This window comes from Actinomycetota bacterium (assembly GCA_035640355.1).
GTDB lineage: Bacteria > Actinomycetota > UBA4738 > UBA4738 > HRBIN12 > CALGFI01.
Genome location: DASQWI010000027.1, coordinates 1 through 16,910, shown reverse-complemented (window position 1 = coordinate 16,910; position 16,910 = coordinate 1). Strand labels below are relative to the sequence as shown.

Genomic DNA, 16,910 nt, shown 5'->3' with positions numbered 1-16,910 from the left:
ACCTATCCTCGCAGCTGCCCCGCGCTTGGCCTGGTGCTTCGCCGCGGGCGCGTTCGACGGAGCGTCTCGAGCCCGCCGGTGTCGTTCGCTTTGACCAGCGTGACCTGGCCCTCGTGGATGGACACGACCGAGACCGAGCACGGATCGATGGCCAGTCGCTGCAGATGGTCGGCGTGCATCCCAACGAAATGGGCCACCAGCAGCTTGATCACGTCGGCATGCGTGACCACCACGATCGATTGGTTCGGATGGGCGGCGGCAAGCGCGTCGAGCTCGGAGGCGCCGCGCGCCTGCACCTCGAGCAGGGTCTCGCCGCCGGGGAACCGAACCGTCGACGGCGACCGCTGCACGATGCGCCACAGCCGCGTGCGGCGGAGCGACGAGATCGTTCGCCCGGTCCACTCGCCGTAGTCAACTTCGAGCAGTCCGCGGCGCGCGACGACGGTGAGCCCTCGTCGTCGCGCGAGTGGCGCGATCGTCTCGCGGCACCGCTCGAGCGGGCTCGTATAGATCGCGTCGATCGGAATGCCATCCAGCCGCTCGACGAGCCGAGCGGCCTCCTCGCGGCCGCGTGCGTTCAGGTGCACGCCGCGCGACCATCCCGTGAGTCGCTTTCCCGCAGCGTCCGTCGCCGCGTGACGGACGAGCAACAGCAGCGTCATCGATCGGCCGCGGGCAGGCGGACCTCGAATCGGGTCCCGCGACCGAGCTCGCTCTCCACCGAGACGCGGCCCGCGTGGTTCTCGACGACGTGCCGGACGATCGAAAGGCCGAGCCCGGTCCCCCCGGTCTCTCGCGAGCGTGCGCGGTCCACGCGATAGAAGCGCTCGAACACGCGGGGGAGGTCGCGCTGCGGAATGCCGACGCCGGTGTCGCTCACCGCGACCACCGCGTCACCGTCGTCTTCCCCCAGCTCGACCGAGATCCGCCCGCCCGGACGCGTATAGCGGATCGCGTTGTCGACGAGGTTGCGGACGAGCAGCGCGAGGTCGCGCGCGGTGCCGTGCACCTTGGGCGTCGATTGCGCCGTCATCGAGAGCTGAACGCCGGCCTCCGCGGCGCGCTCCTCGTAGCGTTCGATCTCGTCGCGCACGATCGCGTCGAGCGCGACGATCTCCTGCAGGTCGCTGCCCGCCTCGAGCCGGGATAGGTCGAGCAGGTCCGAGACGATCCGCGAAAGCCGGGCAGCCTCTCGTTCGAGCAGCGCGGCGAACCGCGGAATCACCGCGGGGTCGTCGCTCGCGGCGCTGTAGATCGTCTCCGCCGCAGCCTGGATCGACGCCACCGGCGTCTTGAGCTCGTGGGACGCGTTCGCCACGAAGTCTCGCCGAACGGCGTCGAGGCGCTTGGCCTCGGTCACGTCTCGGACCACGAGCAGGACGGCGCCGGCGCCGACCGGGATGGCCAAGCCGCGGAGCCAGCGGTCGGGACCGCCGGCCTGCGTCTCGGCCGCGACGGTCTCGCCGAGCTCCCCGGCTCGACGGCACGCGTCGCGCAGGGCGAGGGGAAGGACCTGGGCCGCGGCTCGCGGGATCGCGCCGAGGTGCCGTTCGGCACCGAGGTTCGCGTACACGGTGTCGCCCTCAGGGCCGAACAGCACGACCCCGTCGCGCATGGAGGACAGGACGAGATCCATCTGCTCGCGGTCGCGCGCCGCCGCCGCCGCCCGAACCTCTAGATCGGCGACCCGGCGATCCTTCTCGGCGGTCTCGGCGCGGCGTCGGTGTCGCTCCCGGGAGAGCGCCACGAGCGCGACGAGCGCAGCCGCGGTGGCCCCGATCGCGACGATCAGGACGGCGTCCACGAGCGCGATTGTAGGAGTGCCGGAGAAGCGTTCATCGTCCCGTCACGGAAGCTTCCCGCCACGTCCGAACGGGAACCACGAGGCGGCCACCCTGGATACGTAGGCTCGCCGCGTGACGTTGAACCTGCCGCGTGACTGTCCCGAGTGCGGCGCGATGGCGTCCGTACGCGACGGCCTATGCGACCTGTGCCTAACCGATGTGGAGGAGTACGCGCCGGCGGCGACGTCGCGTCGCCCAAACGCCTCCGGACCCGGGAGCCGACGAGACCTCCAGGCCGACGAGGAGCTGTGGTTCAGCGAGGCGTGGTTCTCCTAGTCGTTTTTCCAAGCACTGCGGTTGTCGCACGCCGTTCACGCTTCGTGGCTCGTTCACGCGTCGTTCATGTGAGAGCCGGGAGACGTTCACTGTCGGCCTCTAGCGTCGCCATGAGAGACCGACCATCGACGCCAAGGAGGGCAGATGGTGAAGCGGAGGAAGTGGGCCGTCGTGGCCTTGTTCGCGGCGCTGACGCTCGTGGCCGCCGCTTGCGGTGGCGGGGACGACGGCGACGGCGGTGGCGACGGACCGACCGGGCTCAATGGCGCCATCGTCGTGTCGGGCTCGTCGACGGTGGAGCCGATCTCCTCGCTCGTCGCGGAGATCTTCAACGAGACCAACCCGGACGTAGCCATCACGGTTGACGGGCCGGGCACCGGTGACGGGTTCGAGCTGTTCTGCAACGGCGAGACCGACATCAGCGACGCCTCGCGACCGATCGAGCAGGAAGAGGCCGACGCCTGCGAGGCGAACGGCATCCAGTACACGGAGCTCGAGGTCGCGTTCGACGGCATCACGGTGATGACCAACCCCGAGAACACGGCGGTGGAGTGCCTGAACAACGGTGATTTGTACGCCCTGTTCGGCCCCGAGTCGGAGGGGTTCAGCACGTGGAGCGACGCGAACGCGCTCGCGCAAAAGGTCGGCGGGAACGGCAACTTCCCGGACGAACCGCTCGAGATCACCGCCCCGGGCGAGGAGTCGGGAACGTACGACGCGTTCATCGAGCTGTCCGGGATTCCGGACATCGCCATCGAGCAGGGTATCGCCGAGGATGAGTCGGAGGCCCTGCGTCAGGACTACACGTCCTCGCCGAACGACAACGTGATCATCCAGGCGATGGCCGGCTCTCCGTCATCGCTCGGCTTCGTCGGGTTCGCGTTCGCCGAGGAGGCCGGCGATCAGGTACGTGAGATCAGCATCGATGGCGGCGACGGGTGCGTCTCGCCGTCCGCCGAAACCATCAGCGACGCCTCGTACCCGCTGTCGCGGTCGCTGTACATCTACGTGAACAACGAGAAGCTGGGGCAGAGTGAAGCGTTGCGCGCTTACGTCGACTACTACCTGACCGACGAGGCCCTGAACGAGCTGGTGTCGGAGGTGGGGTACATCCCGCTGCCGACGGACCGGATCGAAGCGACACGCGGCGTCTGGGCCGAAGCCGCCTGAGCCGAACGTCGTCGTCACGGGAGGGCCGGCCCCGATATCGGGGCCGGCCCTTCCACCACTAGACTCGAACGAGGGACTATGGCCGCGACGACCGTCACGCCCAGCGCCGACCTCCTGAGCGGCAGCGCCCGCCGTCGCCTCAAGGAGCGACTGGTCAAGGCGCTGTTCCAGGGTGCGGCACTGTTCTCGCTGATCGTGAGCGTGGCGATCGTCCTCGCCCTCATCGGCCAGGCGATCTCATGGCTGTTCGACATCGACCTGTCCTGGTTGTGGGCGGGCGTGTGGTCACCCCGCAGCAACCAGTTCGACATCCTCACCCTGTTCCTGGGAACGGTGCTCATCTCGGTCATCGCGATGGCCGTTGCCGCCCCGCTCGGGATCGGCGCCGCTCTGTACCTGTCGGAGTACGCGAACCCGCGCGTCCGGCGGACTCTGAAGCCGATCCTCGAGGTCCTCGCCGGCATCCCAAGCGTGGTCCTGGGCTACTTCGCGCTCACGGTGATCCAGCCGGACCTCGTACAGCTGATCTTCGACGACGTGGGTGCGTTCTCGTACCTCGCCGCGGGGATCGCCGTGGGCATCCTGACGATCCCGTTGATCGCGTCGGTTGCCGAGGACGCGATGTACGCCGTGCCGCACGCGCTCCGAGAGGCGGCTTACGGGATCGGGGCTCGGCGGCGCACGGTGGCGATCCGTGTCGTCATCCCGGCGGCCGTGTCGGGCATCGTCGCCGCGCTGATCCTGGGCATCTCCCGGGCGATCGGCGAGACGATGGTCGTCGCGATCGCCGCGGGGGCGACCGGGAGCGCCCAGCGAACGTTCAACCCGCTCGACGGAGGGCAGACGATGACCGGCGCGATCGCGTCGCTCGCCATCGGCTCTGACCGCGCGCAGGGCTCCGACCTCGCCTTCCCCTCTCTGTACTTCGTCGGACTGCTGCTGTTCGTCCTCACCTTCGCGCTGAACGTCGCGAGCGAGCGCTTCGTGCGGCGGTTTCGGAAGAACTACTGATGTCGACGATCGCGGCGACCGAGAGCACGCGCCGGACTGTCGAGCTCGCCCTGCGAGGGCGACGGGTCGACGTGCGGGGCCGGACGTTCCAAGCGTTGCTGTTGCTGACGCTCCTCATCTCGCTCGGCGTCCTCCTCGTCCTGCTGTGGACGACGTGGAACACCGCTCAGCCGGTCCTTACCGAACGCGGAGGGGACTTCGTCCGGAGCGACGTGTCGAGCCTCGCCAGCCGCGCCGGCGTGTGGCAGGGGATCGTGGGGTCGCTGATCCTCACCGGGTTCGTCGTCGTCGTTGCGCTGCCGCTCGGCGTGGCGGCGGCCATCTACCTGCAGGAGTACGCGCACGACACTGCGCTGAACCGCCTGCTGATCGCGAACATCCGCAACCTCGCCGGCGTCCCGTCGGTCGTCTACGGGATCCTCGGGCTGGTCGTGTTCGCGCAGGCGCTGCGCGGGATCACCGGCGGCCTGAGCTACATCTCCGGAGGGATGACCCTCGCCGTCCTGGTCATCCCCATCGTCATCCTGGTGACCATGGAGGCCCTGCGGGCCGTTCCGGCGAGCATCCGCGAGGCCGCGTACGGTGTTGGCGCGACACGATGGGAGGTCGTGCGCAGCCACGTGCTGCCGTACGCGGCGCCGGGCGTGTTCACCGGGGCGATCCTGTCGCTGGCCCGTGCGTTCGGCGAGACTGCGCCGCTCCTGTTGGTCGGCGCCGTGACCGGATACATCAGCACCGGCGGCGACCGGGGCTTGCTCGAGACGCTTCAGGGCCGCTTCACTGCGCTTCCGACGCTGATCTTCTCGTTCTCGCGGCAGATCGGCGACGACTGGCGCGCGAACGCAGCCGCGGCGATCCTCGTGCTGCTCGTTGTGATCCTCGCCGTGAACGCGGTAGCCATCGTGTTGAGGAACCGGTATGAGCGAAAGTGGTGACCCCATGAACGTGAGGGACGAGGTCGACGTGACCGACGGACGTCGGGACGCCCCCGTGGACGAGGGCCCGCGGCTCGTCGTCCGCGAGGCTCGTGAGGAATCCCAAACCGACCGCGAGGCCATCTTCGACGTGAGAGATCTGGCCGTCTACTACGGTGACTTCCGCGCCATCCGCGACGTCACGCTGCCCATCTGGGAGAACGAGATCACCGCGCTGATCGGACCGTCTGGGTGCGGGAAGACGACGTTCATCCGATGTTTGAACCGGATGAACGACCTGATCGAGGGCGCGCGGGTCGAGGGCACGCTCCTGTACCACGGCGTGGATCTGTACGACGAGCGCGTCGATCCGGTCGAGGTCCGGAGGCGGATCGGCATGGTCTTCCAGAAGCCGAACCCGTTCCCCAAGTCGATCTACGACAACATCTCATTCGGTCCGAGGATCGCCGGGTTCAGGGGGAACATGGACGAGCTCGTCGAGGAGTCGCTCCAGCGGGCGGCGCTCTGGGACGAGGTGAAGGACAAGCTGAAGGAGTCTGGGCTCGCCCTGTCGGGCGGACAACAGCAGCGGCTGTGCATCGCCAGGGCGATCGCGACGAAGCCCGACGTGATCCTCATGGACGAGCCCTGCTCGGCCCTCGATCCGATCGCCACGCAGCGGATCGAGGACCTCATGCAGGAGCTCGTATCCGAATACACGATCGTCATCGTCACTCACAACATGCAGCAGGCGGCCCGCGTGTCCGACCGCACGGCGTTCTTCACCGTCGAGGTCGACCAGAAGACGGGTCAGCGGACCGGGAGGATCGTCGAGTACGACAAGACCGAGACGATCTTCACCAACCCGAGCAACAAGCGAACGGAGGACTACGTCACCGGGAGGTTCGGATGACGCGCCCGCACTTCCACGAGGAGCTCGAACGGGTGGAGCTCGAGCTGCTCACGCTTGGTGAGCTCGCCGGCGAGGCCGTCCGCAAGTCCGTCGACGCCGTCGCGCGACACGAAGACGCGATCGCCCAGGAGGTCATCGCCGGCGACGACGAGGTCGACCGTCTCTACATGGATATCGAGCAGGGGATCGTCTCGTTGCTCGCGCTCCAGGCGCCCGTGGCGGCCGATCTCCGGCTCATCCTCGCCATCGTCCACTCGAGCCTCCACCTCGAGCGCATCGGCGATCAGGCCGTCAACATCGCCAAGATCTACACGGTCACCAAGGACCTACCGAGCAACGCGACGATCGTGCAGCAGCTCACCGAGATGGGCGACATCGTCGTCGACATGGTGCGGACGGCGATGGACGCGTTGCGTCGGCGCGACAAGGAGCTGTGCGAGACCCTCCCGAAGATGGACGATCCGGTGGACCGCCTGAACCGGAACATGCACTTCGAGGTGGCCAAACTCGCCGACGATCGCGGCGCGCTCGACTGGGGCATGCATATGAACCTCGTCGCCCGAGCGTTGGAGCGTGTCGGCGACAACGCCGTCGACATCGGGGAGCAGGTTTCGTTCCTCATTACAGGAGAGTTCCGTGAGTTCACAGACGCGTCCCATCCAGGTGGCGTCGTCGCCGACGGTCGCTGACGCGGCGAAGATCCTCGTTGTCGAGGACGAGGAATCGCTCGCGGACTCCGTTCGCTACAACCTGGAGCGCGAGGGATACGCGGTCTCCGTCGCCACCGACGGCCGTCGCGCGCTGGAACGGTTCAGAGCCGTTGGGCCAGCGCTTGTGATCCTCGACCTGATGCTGCCGGAGGTCTCGGGGCTCGACCTGTGCCGGATGATGCGTGCGGAGTCGGACGTGCCGATCATCATGGTGACGGCGAAGGACTCCGAGGCCGACAAGGTCACCGGGCTCGAGCTGGGAGCCGACGACTACGTCACCAAACCGTTCTCCATGCGCGAGCTCGTCTCGCGCGTTCGGGCGAATCTTCGGCGGACCAAGCCACTGGCGGTGGCCGAGCCGGTCGACGAGGTCATCTCGGGCGGTCCGGTGCGAATGGACGTCGGCCGGCACGAGGTGTCCGTCCGCGGCGAATCGGTCGCGCTGCCTCCGAAGGAGTTCGAGCTGCTCGAGACGTTTCTGCGGCGCCGAGGTCGCCTGCTCACGCGCGAGTTCTTGATCGACGAGGTGTGGGGGCCCGACTATTTCGGCGATACGCGGACGCTCGACGTCCATGTGAAACGGTTGCGCCGCAAACTCGAAGACGACCCCCACCACCCGCGATACCTGCTCACCGTGCGTGGCCTTGGTTACAAGTTCGTCGATTGACGTCGAGTCGCTTTGAGGCCTGCCGACCCTGCGACTAGGATGACCATCCCTTCCCATGGATGCTTCGCGCCTTCTCGCAGTTCATGAACCCCGATTCATCAACCGGGAGCTCTCCTGGCTGGAGTTCGACGCGCGCGTTCTCGAGCTCGCGCAGGACGCCTCGCTTCAGCTGCTCGAGCGGATCAAGTTCCTCGCCATCTTCGCCAGCAACATGGACGAGTTCTTCCAGATCCGCGTGGCGGGTTTGCAGGAGCAGGTCGAGGCACGCGTCGTCAAGACATCGCCCGATGGGCTGACGCCCGCCGAACAGCTCGACGGTATCCGCCTTCGCGCGCAGGAGCTCATGGCGGCGGCCGCATCGTTGTTCATCGTGGAGCTCGTTCCCGCCCTCGAGAAGGAGAGGATCAGGATCGTTCGCTCGCTCGAGGGTCTGGATCCCTCCGACCTCGACTTCCTTGATCGCGAGTTCGGCGAGCGCATCTTTCCGGTGTTGACTCCGCTGTCGGTCGACCCGGCGCACCCATTCCCGTACATTTCGGACCTTTCGCTGAACCTCGCGGCGATCGTTCGCGATCCGACGACCACCGTTCGCCGATTCGCGCGAGTGAAGGTCCCCCCGCTGCTCCCCAGGTTCATCGTGCTGCCCGACGGCGAACGGTTCATCCCACTCGAGGTAGTGATCGAGTCACATCTCGAGCGTCTGTTTCCGGGGATGGAGATCGTCTCGTTCCACGCGTTCCGGGTGACGCGGGACGCCGACGTCGAGGTCGAGGAGGACGAGGCCGAGGACCTGCTCGAGGCGATCCAGTCGGTCCTTAGGCGGAGGCGTCGCGGCGCGAGCCCGGTCCGGCTCGAGGTGGACGAGACGATGTCGCCGGAGGTCCTCGAGCTGCTCCGTCGCGAGCTCGACCTGCAAGAGTCCGAGGTCTACGTGCTGCCCGGGCCGCTCGACCTGGCGGCGTTGATGTCGTTGTACTCGCTCGACCGGCCCGACCTGAAGCAGCAGCCGTGGACGCCCGTGACCCAGCCTCGGCTGGCGGACGCTGACGGGACGCCGGATCTTTTCGCCGTGATCCGAGACGGCGACGTGCTCGTCCACCACCCGTACGACTCGTTCACGACGTCGGTGGAGGCGTTCGTCGGGCAGGCCGCACGCGACAGGGACGTCCTGGCGATCAAGCAGACGTTGTATCGAACGTCCACGCAGGAGAGCGCGATCATTCGCGCCCTGATCCGCGCGGCGGAGCTCGGGAAGCAGGTCGTCGCGCTCGTCGAGCTGAAGGCCCGTTTCGATGAGGAGGCCAACATCAGCTACGCGCGTGAGCTCGAGAAGGCGGGCGTCCACGTCGTGTACGGCGTCGTCGGGTTGAAGACGCACGCCAAGGTTTCGCTCGTGGTTCGGCGTGAAGCGGGCGGCATCCGCCGCTACGCACACGTGGGGACCGGCAACTACAACCCGGTGACAGCCACGCTCTACGAGGACATCGGATTGCTCACGGCCGATCCCGAGATCGGCGCCGACCTCACCGACCTGTTCAACCTGCTCACGGGCTACTCGCGACAACAGCACTACCGAACCGTGCTGGTCGCGCCGGACTTCCTTCGCCCGCGGATCCGTGAGCTCATCCAAGAACAGGCGCGCGAGGGCGGACGGATCGTCCTGAAGATGAACGCGCTCGTCGACCCCGACGTGATCGAGGCGCTCTACGAGGCAGCGCAGGCCGGTGCCCGGATCGACCTGATCGTCCGTGGCATCTGCTGCCTGCGTCCCGGCGTGCCCGGATTGTCGGAGAACATCCGAGTCCGGTCGCTCGTCGGCCGGTACCTCGAGCACTCGCGCATCTTCCGGTTCGGTGAGGGCGAGGACGCGATCCACTACATCGGGTCGGCCGACCTGATGCAGAGGAACCTCGATCAGCGCGTCGAGGCCGTGGTGCCGGTGCCGGATCCGGCCCTGTGTGCTCGGCTGGACGAGATGCTCGACGTGCTGCTGCAGGACGACACGCTGTCGTGGACGCTCGGCCGTGACGGGGTCTGGTCCAAGGTTCCTACGGAGCGAGGGGCCAATGCGCAGCAGGGGTTCCAAGAGATGGCCGTAGAACGGGCGCGCCTGGCGTGACCTCGAACCCAACTCCACCCCGCGTCGTGACGTCGAACACCGCGCGCGTCGACGGCGCCGGGATGGCTGACTCAGGCTCGGATTCGGCTACAACCCCTCGGCCCGGCGGGACACCGGCGGTGGCCGTTCTCGCGCCGTTGCCCGAGGAGACGGTTTCCTCTGACCAGATGCTGGTGGGGGAGGCGGTACGGCAGGCGATGGGCGCGCTGGTCGAACGGCTCGTGGAGCGAGAAGCGGGCGTCCGGCAGGGCGATGACGCCGAGGACGTGCATCAGGCGCGCGTCGCCGTCCGCCGGCTGCGTTCGGTCCTTCGAACGTTCGGCGACGTTCTCGAGCCGGAGTGGGCGACGGCGCTTCGAGACGAGCTTCGGTGGCTGGGCCGCTTGCTCGGGGACGTGCGCGACGCCGAGGTCCTTCGCGACCGTCTCCACGCTCAGGCGGGATGGATCGCCGCGGAGGACCGGCCGGCCGTCAAGCGGCTGATCCGCAGACTCAGCGCGCGCCGCGATCTCGCGCGAGCGCGCTTGATCGAGCAGATGACGACCGACCGGTACCGCTCGCTCGTCGACGCGCTCGATGACGGCGCGCGTGAGCCGGCCCTGCTGCCGGAGGTCGCGGCGGTGCCGGCGGACGTCGCGCTTCGCCCCGGACTGCAGAAGTTGTGGAAGCACCTCGATGCCGCGATCGAAGACGTCGTGACCGAGGGGGCGACGGACGGGGCTCTCCACGTCGTTCGGATCCGTTCGAAACGCGTTCGGTACGCGGCCGAGGCCGTGACGCCGGTGTTCGGCAAGCCGGCCCGTCGGTTCGCGAAGGCCGCGTCGGCGCTGCAGGACGTCCTTGGTGAGCATCAGGATGCCGTCGTCGCGGGAGGATGGCTCCGCCGGGCCGCGGCGACGACCCCCGACGTAGCGTTCGTCGCCGGCGAGCTCGTCGCGCTCGAGGCGCGCGCGGCGCGCTCGGCTCGGGAGAAATGGCCGGCCGCCTGGAGAAGGCTGTCCCGCAAGAAGTTACGCTTCTGGTCGTGACGGCCGGGAATGGCTCGAGGGGCGAGCCCACTGGTTCGGGGCCACAGTCCTCGAACGCCAAGGAGATCGTCCACGCAGCCGGCGGCATCGTCGTCGACGGCAACGGGGCGGACCAACGCATCGCGATCGTTCATCGCCCCAAGTACGACGACTGGACGTTACCCAAGGGCAAGCTCCAAAACGGCGAGTCCGAAACCGACGCCGCGCTCCGAGAGGTTGAGGAGGAAACCGGTTTTCGCTGCAGGCTCGGTGCCGATGTCGGAACGGTGACGTACGCCGATCGATACGGCCGCCCGAAGATCGTCCGGTACTGGACGATGACGCCGGAGGGCGGAGCGTTCGCGCCGAGCAACGAGGTCGACGCGCTGCGGTGGGAACGGCCACGAGAGGCCGTCGACCGCCTCACGTACGCACACGACCGGGAACTCCTTCGCTCGGTCGTTCTGGCCGAGCCGAGAGCGCCCGTGTATCTGGTCCGGCACGCAAAGGCGGGCAGGCGGGACCGGTGGCATCCACCCGACCAAGATCGACCCATCACGCCCCGAGGCAGGAAGCAGGCGCGCCGCCTCGTCGAGCGATTCGAAGGGCTCGACGTGGCGCGGATCGTCTCGAGCCCATTCGTTCGGTGCGTCCAAACGGTCGAGCCACTGGCCCAAGCGCGAGGCATTCGCGTCGTGACCGCCCACGAGCTTGCCGAGGGTGTGGACGTCGAACGCACGGTCGGCCTGGTCCGTTCGCTCGACGGCCGACCGACCGTCCTGTGTGGCCACGGCCGCGAGATCGAGGCGCTCATCGACTCGTTCGAACACGACGGCGCGACGGTCGAGGGCAAACGCGGGCTCGCCAAGGGCTCGGTGTGGGTGCTCGACCGCATGGGCGGACGGGTCGTCGCGGCTCGATACCTCCCCGCGTCGTGATCTACCGCGGCGCCGAGGTCCAGCTCGCGATCTGGGTGACCGTTCGAAAGCCGATTCGCTTGTAGACGGCGGCGCCCGCGCCGGCGGGCTCGGCCAGCAGGAACGTCTGCTCCGCGCCTGCCCTCCGCGCTTCACTCACGGCGCGTCGCGTGAGCGCCGTGGCGAACCCCCGCCGCCGAGCGCTCGGATCGGTCGTGACGTGGTCGATGAACCCCACGCCGTCGAGGACGAGCAGTGCCGTTAAAGCCACGATCGCCCCTCGCTCGCGACCGACGAACCAGCGACGACCGGCCGGGGCCAGCACGTCCCGTTCGACCTCCCGGAGCTGCGTCGCAACGTCCTCTCCAGTGATGCCGAACCATTCGAGCGAGCGTTCGTAGACCGTCCAGAATCTCTCCTCGAGATCGCTTTCCTCGATCCGTGGATCGGAGTCGTCGCCCGGACGGTCGTTCACCATGACCAGGTCCCATCCGATCCGGTCGCCGCGAGAGCTCGCCTGGACCAACAGCTCGGTCTGCCACTCGGGTCGGAACGTCACCACGTGCGCCCGCCGCATCCCGTCCTCCAGCAGGACGCGATCGAGCTCCGTTAGACCAACGGGGCTTTCCGTCTCGACGCGCGCGTAGTTCACCTCGTGCAGCGCCGGGAACCGGCTGTTGCGGACGACGGCTCCCCACCACGTCGGTTCGACCTGGGCGAACAGCGCGTCGTATGCGCGCCAGTACCGCAGCAGCGTGTCGAGATCCGCGTCGTTCACCACGCCGTCATCGTCGCACCGAGCGACCACAGCCGGTCCAGGCACCGCCCTGGGTTACGCTCGACCACGTGATCAGGAGCCGCGTCTACCGCGACGGCCACCTCGAGGAGGAGGCACCGTTCGATCCCGCCGAGCTAGAGAAGGTTCGGCAGGACGGTCGGCATCGGTTGTGGATCGACGTCGTCGACCCGAGCGACGAAGAGCTCTCCACGCTGCAGCGCCTGCTGGATCTGCATGAGCTTTCCGTCGAGGACAGTCGCCGGTGGGGACAGCGGGCCAAGGTGGAGTTCTATCCGGGCTACGTGTTCGTCGTCCTGCACGCGCTCTCGCTCGACGCAGACGACGAGCTCATCGATTCCGAGGTGCACCTCGTCGCCGAGGAGAACCTCTATCTCCTGACGATCCGGCGAGCGCCGCTGTTCACCTTCGATGGGGCGATCGACCGAGCGCGCGCGACGTCCGATCTCAGGGATGAGGGGATCGGCTACCCGCTGTACCTCATCCTCGACGAGGTCGTGGACGACTACCTGATCGTCGTCGACCGGCTCGAGGATCTGGCGGACGACGTCGAGGAACGTGTCTTCGGGGAGGACCAGGACGAGGGTCTGCAGCGCCAACTGTTCGACCTCAAACGGCTGGTCATCCATTTCCGTCGGCTGGCCGCGCCGACCCGCCACGTTCTGGACGAGCTGGCCGATCACGGCGGGATCGTCACGCAACGCCTTACGCCGTACTACCGCGACGTGCAGGACCACGTGACTCGGACGATCGAGCTCGCGGAGAACGTCGGCGAGATGCTCAGGTCGTCGCTCGAGGCTCTCCTCGCGCAAGCGTCGAACCGGTTGAACGTCGTGGTGAAGCAGCTGACCGGGTGGGCCGCGATCATCCTGATCCCCACGCTCATCGCGGGCATCTACGGCATGAACTTCGAGCACATGCCCGAGCTGGAGTGGTTGTTCGGCTATCCCTTCGCCCTCGCGTTGATGGCCATCTCCGCATTCGTCCTGTACCGCGTGTTCCGCCGTCGCGACTGGCTGTAGCGGTGTGTCGGGCGCTGAAGGTCCTGTGCGTCGCCGAAACTCCCACCGCGCTGGCCGAGCTGAAACGGGCGGCCGTCTCGGCCGAGTGGGAGCTCACGCCCGGAGCGACCGACGAGGCGGATGCTCTCGCACAGGTGCACGAGGAACGACCGCACGTGCTCGTGCTCTTCGGCCCGTTCGGCGGACTGGCCCGCGCCGCGCTCGATGCCTACCCCTCGATCAGGATCGTGGCAGACCGACCGCTGCCGATCCCGAGCGTGGTCGTGTCCGCGCCCGACGAGGTACGCGCCGCCGTGCTCGCCCGTCCTGCGGGCGGTCCCGTTCGGTAGCCCGCCGGTACGATGAGGTCGTGCTCACCAAGGTCCTGCTCGCCGCCCCTCGCGGCTACTGCGCGGGCGTCGAACGCGCCGTCGAGGCCGTCGAACGCGCCCTTCAACAGCACGGGGCGCCCGTCTACGTTCGAAAGCAGATCGTGCACAACGCGCACGTGGTCCACGACCTCGAGAACAAGGGCGCGGTCTTCGTCGACGAGGAGTCCTCGGTTCCCGAGGGCGCCGTCGTCGTGCTCTCGGCCCACGGCGTCGCTCCGGAGGTACACCAGAACGCCGCGGCCCGCCGGCTGACGGTCCTCGACGCGACGTGTCCGCTCGTGACCAAGGTGCACCTCGAGGCACGCCGGTTCGCGAAGAAAGACCGAACCATCGTGCTGATCGGTCACGCCGGCCACGAGGAGGTCGTCGGAACGACCGGACAGGCGCCCGATCGAACGGTCCTCGTGCAGGATGTCGCCGAGGCGAGGGCGCTCCGCGTCGCCGATCCAGGCAACCTCGCGTATCTCACGCAGACCACGCTGTCGGTCGACGAGACGAATGAGATCGTGGACGCACTCCGCGATCGGTTCCCCTCGATCGAGGGTCCGCCTCGCGAGGACATCTGCTACGCGACCCAGAACCGGCAGGACGCGGTGAAGGAGCTCGCGCGTCGAGCCGACGTCGTGTTCGTCATCGGCTCGGACAACTCGTCGAACTCCAAGCGACTCGCCGAGGTCGCGCGCGAGCAGGGAACGCCCGCGCACCTGGTCGATGACGAGACCGAGGTCGATGAGGCGTGGCTCGACGGTGCCGATGTCGTCGGGATCACGTCGGGCGCGAGCGCACCCGAGTGGCTCGTCGATCGGATGCTGTCGTGGCTCGCTTCACGCGGCGCGAACGAGGTCGAGGAGCTTCGTCTGACGGAGGAGCACGTTCGGTTCTCCGACGTTCGCGTCGATCGCTAACGAACGCGGCTAGCACAACTCGGAGAGCTCCGAGGGGTCGTCTTCGTCAGGAAGTGGGCGCCGGCGCGGGGACACGGCACAGGCGATCGAGCTCTTCGGCGCCTTCCTCGGGACCCACGGCGATCAGCCGGTCGCCCGCGCGGAGCTGGAACTGCCCGCGGGGCCGATAGATCCATCGCGGCCCCCGCTGCACGGCAAGGACGAACATCCCGGTCTCGGCTTCCAGGCGAAGATCGCGGAGCGTCCGGCCGTCCGCCGCGGACCTCGCCTCGACCACGGTCTGCGCGCCGGTCTCCTCGGTCTCCTCCAGCGCCAGCTGCACAACCGGGTGCAGCGGTTCGCCCCGCTCGACGTACCACGTCATGTCGCGCGCGGCGTCGGACATCGACTCGCTGGCGCTCCCCAGCCTGAGAAGTCCCCGGAGGGCGTCGGGGTCTCGCGCCTCATAGGCCGAGCGCAGGACCCACGACTCGAGCTCGTCGTGCAAGGCGTCGCTCCGGGATTCGAGCGTTCCGACCTCGGCGGCGAGCGAGCGGTTGTTGAACAGGAGCGAGGAATAGGCGAGCCCCACCGCCGCCTCCGACAGGTCCTTCAGCTCGATCAGGATGTCGACCGCGCGATCGAGGTCGGACAGCGGCGGGACGTCGTCGTCCGGCGGCTCCGGAAGCGGTGGAGCGCCGGCGAGATCACGCACGCCGTTCACGCCCTCCTCCGGTCCTCGGATCAGGAGCACGTCTCCGTCGGCGATCACGTCGTCGGGACCCGGGTCGAACTGCCACTCGATGCCGCTCCGGATGGCCATCACCCACATGCCGGTCTCGCTCGCGAGCGAGAGCTCGCGCAGCGAACGTCCGACCATCGGCGCGTCTTCGCGAACGCGGACGCGAGCGGTCATCTCGTCGGCGTGGCGGAGGTCGCGGCGAAGCGCGTCGGGGATGCCGAGCTGAGCCTCCACGACGCGGGCGATGTCGGACGCGGCGTCGCCGATCTTCTCCACGGCATCGGCGATCCACAGGACCGCGGCCATGCCCTCGGCGTCTTCGGGGCTCCGCGCGGCGAGCATCGCCACCATCCGGAGCCGGTGGAGGTTGCCGCTCATGCGCTCCTCGAGGCGTTCGACCTCGCGAGCGAGCTTCTGCTCGTTGAAGAACACCGCCGCGTACGCCAGGTCGACCATCAGCTCGGAGGCATCCTTCGCCTCGACGAGCAGGTCCTTCACACTCTTCGGTTCTTCATCCATTGGCGCCGACTCCCAATACTCCCATAGCGAGCAGAACGGCGGCGATGCCGACCAGGTCGAGCAGGCTGGTGATCGTCGGTACGCCGTGGTTGTCCGGGTCGAGCCCGAACCGGGTGGTCACCACGGCCATGTAGTAACCGGCAAGGAGCAGGATGGGCAGCACGATGACGCCGGCGAGCAGGGCGCCGGCGACGATCGTTCCCGCGCCGGGATGCAACACGCCGGCGCGATCCGCGAGGCCCGTCAGCCGTTCGAGCGCCGCGGCGACGGCGCCGATGACCGTGAACACGACGATGCCGAACCCGAAGACGATGGCGGCGTCGAGGATCGCCGGCGGTTCCGGACGGCCCCGCGGGCTGATCAGACCGATCTGAAGCTTCGACGTGAGGCGCGACGAGAGGATCCCGCCGAGCGCGCCAGCCTGTGAGACGAACGGAGGGATCAGGATCAGGAACGCGGGAACGATCTCCAGCGTCGGCAGCCGCGCCTGCAGGAGCGCACCGGCGAAGATGTCGAGCAACGGCGTCAACGCGACCACGGCGACCATCTCGACGAGCACCCTCCGCGTCGCCGACGTGGTGACCACCGCACGGATCAACGCCACGATTACCGCGAGCGTGCAGATGGCGGCGACGGACGCGTTGACGGTGTCGTTCCGGGGGATGAACGTCGCGAGGAACAGCGCCGGTAGCGCGACCATGTCGCCGATGGCCGTGACCAACGGCGTCGCCACCGCGTCGAGGTCCCAGCCGCGCCGGAACGACAGCACGGCGATCACCACCGTCGCGAACAGGATGACGGCGGAGGCGAGGATGCCGCCCACGACCGAGATCGTGACGAGATCCCAGAACGAGATCGTCCGTTCGCCGAACGCGGACGCAACGAGCTTCGCGACCGCAGCGAGATAGAAGGACGCCGCGACACTCGAGATCAGGCCGACCTCTACGTTCCGGCCGAGGAGCGAGTCGCGGCGAAGGGTCGGCTCGAACAGACCGGCGTGGATGCCCGTTCCGAGGCGGGCCGCCATC

The 16,910-nt window shown here is 68.1% G+C and carries 18 protein-coding genes; 13 read left to right on the top strand and 5 right to left on the bottom strand.

The features are described 5' to 3' along the window. Window positions 1-2 precede the first annotated feature (2 nt). A complete protein-coding gene (locus tag VFA08_13480) occupies window positions 3-662 on the bottom strand; it encodes an MSMEG_4193 family putative phosphomutase (GenBank protein ID HYZ14599.1) in 660 nt (219 codons plus the stop codon). Beyond that, a complete protein-coding gene (locus tag VFA08_13475) occupies window positions 659-1,804 on the bottom strand; it encodes an ATP-binding protein (protein ID HYZ14598.1) in 1,146 nt (381 codons plus the stop codon). The genes VFA08_13480 and VFA08_13475 overlap by 4 nt, the downstream gene beginning before the upstream one ends. Before the next feature lie 112 nt (window positions 1,805-1,916). Between VFA08_13475 and VFA08_13470 the strand changes: the two genes are divergently transcribed. The 10 genes from VFA08_13470 to VFA08_13425 all read left to right on the top strand — a co-directional run bounded on the left by VFA08_13470 (window position 1,917) and on the right by VFA08_13425 (window position 11,569). Further along, entirely contained in the window at window positions 1,917-2,120 is a 204-nt protein-coding gene (locus VFA08_13470; GenBank protein HYZ14597.1) for a hypothetical protein, read from the top strand. Between the two features lie 147 nt (window positions 2,121-2,267). After that, on the top strand, window positions 2,268-3,290 hold the full coding sequence (locus tag VFA08_13465; protein HYZ14596.1) for a PstS family phosphate ABC transporter substrate-binding protein: 1,023 nt from the start codon (window positions 2,268-2,270) through the stop codon (window positions 3,288-3,290). Between the two features lie 78 nt (window positions 3,291-3,368). Beyond that, window positions 3,369-4,301 (top strand): phosphate ABC transporter permease subunit PstC, encoded by a 933-nt coding sequence (pstC, locus tag VFA08_13460; protein HYZ14595.1) that lies wholly within the window; start codon window positions 3,369-3,371, stop codon window positions 4,299-4,301. Continuing rightward, window positions 4,301-5,236: a phosphate ABC transporter permease PstA gene (gene pstA / locus VFA08_13455; protein ID HYZ14594.1), complete on the top strand. Its 936-nt coding sequence runs from the start codon at window positions 4,301-4,303 to the stop codon at window positions 5,234-5,236. The genes pstC and pstA overlap by 1 nt, the downstream gene beginning before the upstream one ends. 4 nt (window positions 5,237-5,240) lie before the next feature. Then, window positions 5,241-6,128, top strand: coding sequence for a phosphate ABC transporter ATP-binding protein PstB (gene pstB, locus VFA08_13450; GenBank protein ID HYZ14593.1), 888 nt, complete (start codon window positions 5,241-5,243; stop codon window positions 6,126-6,128). Next, entirely contained in the window at window positions 6,125-6,817 is a 693-nt protein-coding gene (gene phoU / locus VFA08_13445; GenBank protein ID HYZ14592.1) for a phosphate signaling complex protein PhoU, read from the top strand. Before pstB ends, phoU begins: the two co-directional genes overlap by 4 nt. After that, entirely contained in the window at window positions 6,765-7,505 is a 741-nt protein-coding gene (locus VFA08_13440) for a response regulator transcription factor (GenBank protein ID HYZ14591.1), read from the top strand. Before phoU ends, VFA08_13440 begins: the two co-directional genes overlap by 53 nt. 55 nt (window positions 7,506-7,560) lie before the next feature. Beyond that, complete coding sequence (ppk1, locus tag VFA08_13435) at window positions 7,561-9,624, top strand: polyphosphate kinase 1 (protein ID HYZ14590.1); 2,064 nt, start codon at window positions 7,561-7,563, stop codon at window positions 9,622-9,624. A 119-nt stretch (window positions 9,625-9,743) separates the two neighbouring features. Continuing rightward, on the top strand, window positions 9,744-10,652 hold the full coding sequence (locus tag VFA08_13430) for a CHAD domain-containing protein (protein ID HYZ14589.1): 909 nt from the start codon (window positions 9,744-9,746) through the stop codon (window positions 10,650-10,652). Beyond that, window positions 10,649-11,569, top strand: a complete 921-nt coding sequence (locus VFA08_13425) for an NUDIX hydrolase (protein ID HYZ14588.1) — start codon at window positions 10,649-10,651, stop codon at window positions 11,567-11,569. The genes VFA08_13430 and VFA08_13425 overlap by 4 nt, the downstream gene beginning before the upstream one ends. 1 nt (window position 11,570) lies before the next feature. Here the strand turns inward: VFA08_13425 and VFA08_13420 are convergent, their stop codons facing one another. Next, window positions 11,571-12,326, bottom strand: coding sequence for a GNAT family N-acetyltransferase (locus VFA08_13420; GenBank protein ID HYZ14587.1), 756 nt, complete (start codon window positions 12,324-12,326; stop codon window positions 11,571-11,573). A 68-nt stretch (window positions 12,327-12,394) separates the two neighbouring features. Between VFA08_13420 and corA the strand changes: the two genes are divergently transcribed. Genes corA through VFA08_13405 form a run of 3 tightly spaced genes read left to right on the top strand, consistent with a single transcriptional unit; the run spans window position 12,395 to window position 14,642 of the window. Next, window positions 12,395-13,366 carry a magnesium/cobalt transporter CorA gene (corA, locus tag VFA08_13415; protein HYZ14586.1) on the top strand — a complete coding sequence of 324 codons (972 nt, stop codon included), beginning with the start codon at window positions 12,395-12,397 and terminating at the stop codon, window positions 13,364-13,366. Window positions 13,367-13,368: 2 nt separating this feature from the next. After that, the gene (locus tag VFA08_13410; protein ID HYZ14585.1) at window positions 13,369-13,695 is read left to right on the top strand and encodes a hypothetical protein; all 327 of its coding nucleotides are present in this window, start codon (window positions 13,369-13,371) and stop codon (window positions 13,693-13,695) included. Window positions 13,696-13,715: 20 nt separating this feature from the next. After that, on the top strand, window positions 13,716-14,642 hold the full coding sequence (locus tag VFA08_13405) for a 4-hydroxy-3-methylbut-2-enyl diphosphate reductase (protein HYZ14584.1): 927 nt from the start codon (window positions 13,716-13,718) through the stop codon (window positions 14,640-14,642). Window positions 14,643-14,688: 46 nt separating this feature from the next. On the opposite strand, the gene VFA08_13400 is transcribed toward VFA08_13405, so the two are convergent. Continuing rightward, the gene (locus VFA08_13400; protein ID HYZ14583.1) at window positions 14,689-15,882 is read right to left on the bottom strand and encodes a TrkA C-terminal domain-containing protein; all 1,194 of its coding nucleotides are present in this window, start codon (window positions 15,880-15,882) and stop codon (window positions 14,689-14,691) included. Next, window positions 15,875-16,910 (bottom strand): magnesium transporter (locus tag VFA08_13395; GenBank protein HYZ14582.1); only part of this gene is annotated, 1,036 nt, incomplete at its 5' end. The genes VFA08_13395 and VFA08_13400, both read right to left, overlap by 8 nt.

Excerpts from the sequence above, each read along its gene's own strand:
- VFA08_13480 (HYZ14599.1), bottom strand. The coding sequence starts at position 662 with ATGACGCTGCTGTTGCTCGTCCGTCACGCGGCGACGGACGCTGCGGGA.
- pstC (HYZ14595.1), top strand. The coding sequence starts at position 3,369 with ATGGCCGCGACGACCGTCACGCCCAGCGCCGACCTCCTGAGCGGCAGC.
- pstA (HYZ14594.1), top strand. The coding sequence starts at position 4,301 with ATGTCGACGATCGCGGCGACCGAGAGCACGCGCCGGACTGTCGAGCTC.
- pstB (HYZ14593.1), top strand. The coding sequence starts at position 5,241 with ATGAACGTGAGGGACGAGGTCGACGTGACCGACGGACGTCGGGACGCC.
- phoU (HYZ14592.1), top strand. The coding sequence starts at position 6,125 with ATGACGCGCCCGCACTTCCACGAGGAGCTCGAACGGGTGGAGCTCGAG.
- ppk1 (HYZ14590.1), top strand. The coding sequence starts at position 7,561 with ATGGATGCTTCGCGCCTTCTCGCAGTTCATGAACCCCGATTCATCAAC.
- VFA08_13400 (HYZ14583.1), bottom strand. The coding sequence starts at position 15,882 with ATGGATGAAGAACCGAAGAGTGTGAAGGACCTGCTCGTCGAGGCGAAG.